Annotated in this window: 1 protein-coding gene; it reads left to right on the forward strand. The window is 70.6% G+C overall.

What is annotated here, in order from left to right:
• A partial coding sequence (locus tag ABZU75_RS46400) for a type I polyketide synthase (protein WP_355569979.1) occupies nucleotides 1-1583 on the forward strand: 1583 nt, incomplete at both ends.

Raw genomic sequence — 1583 nt, forward strand, 5'->3', positions numbered from 1 at the left:
AAGGCGTTCGCCGACGCCGCCGACGGCACGGGATGGGCCGAGGGCGTGGGCGTGCTGGTGCTGGAACGGCTTTCCGACGCCCGGCGCAACGGCCATCAGGTGCTGGCGGTGGTGCGCGGTTCGGCGGTGAACTCCGACGGCGCGTCCAACGGGCTGACCGCACCGAACGGCCTCGCGCAGCAGCGGGTCATCGAACAGGCTCTGGACGATGCCGGCCTACGCGCCGAAGACATCGATGTGGTCGAGGCGCATGGCACCGGAACTCGTCTGGGCGACCCGATCGAAGCCGAAGCCATCCTCGCGACCTATGGCCAGAACCGGAGCACACCACTTCTCCTGGGATCACTGAAATCCGTCATCGGCCATGCCCAAGCGGCGGCCGGCGTCGCCGGCGTGATCAAGATGGTGTTGGCGATGCAACAGCGGACCCTGCCGTGCACACTGCACATCGACGAGCCATCGTCCAGAGTGGACTGGAGAGGTGGTCAGGTCGAGTTGCTGACCAGCAGCCGACTGTGGCCGGACACTGGTCGTCCGATGCGGGCCGGTGTGTCGTCGTTCGGGATCAGCGGCACCAACGCGCACGTGATCGTCGAGCAGGTGCCGGACCCCGTGTCCGAGCCGGGGCAGCCGTCCGATCCTCCCGCTTCGGAGCTTCCCGCTTCGGAGGCTCCGGCCAAGCCCTCCGAGCCTGGTACGACACCGGGTACGGCGCCCGTCGTGGTGCCCTGGGTGGTCTCCGGTAAGAGCGAGGCCGCGCTCGGTGCCCAGATCGATCGGCTGACGTCCTTTGTGGCCGAGACCGGCGCGGATCCGGTCGATGTCGGCTATTCGCTGGTGGCGGCGCGCTCGGAGTTCGCTCATCGGGCGGTGCTGCTGGCCACCGGCGGCGGTGTGACCGAGGCGGCACGTGGTGTCGCCGGGCCGCCGGGCGCGCTGGCGGTGGTGTTCGCGGGGCAGGGCGCGCAGCGGATCGGGATGGGCCGCGAGCTCGCCGCCCGGTTCCCGGTCTTCGCCCGCGCATTGGACGAGGTTTTCGCGCGGCTGGCGGTCGAGCTGGAGCGGTCACCGCTTGAGGTGATGTTCGGCGCGGACCAGGGGCTGCTGGACCGTACCGAGTTCGCCCAGCCGGCGCTTTTCGCGATCGAGGTGGCACTCTTCCGCCTGGTGGAGTCGTGGGGTGTGACGCCGGACCTGCTGGTGGGGCACTCGATCGGTGAGATCGCCGCCGCGCATGTGGCCGGTGTGCTGTCGCTGGATGATGCCTGCGCGCTGGTCGCGGCCCGGGGCCGGTTGATGCAGCGCCTGCCCGAGGGCGGGGCGATGGTGTCGGTCCAGGCCGGGGAGGCGGAGGTCGAGCCGCTGCTGGAGGACGGGGCCGTCATCGCCGCGGTGAACGGGCCGTCGTCGGTGGTGATCGCCGGGGACGGGGACGCCGTCCTGCGAACCGCCGCGTGTTTCGGCAAGGCCACCCGGCTGCGGGTGAGTCACGCGTTCCACTCGCCGCTGATGGAGCCGATGCTGGCGGAGTTCCGGCAGATCGCCGAGGGGCTGACCTTCCACGAGCCGAGGACGGCGATCGT

Source organism: Streptosporangium sp. NPDC005286, from assembly GCF_040607515.1.
In the GTDB taxonomy this organism is placed as follows: domain Bacteria; phylum Actinomycetota; class Actinomycetes; order Streptosporangiales; family Streptosporangiaceae; genus Streptosporangium.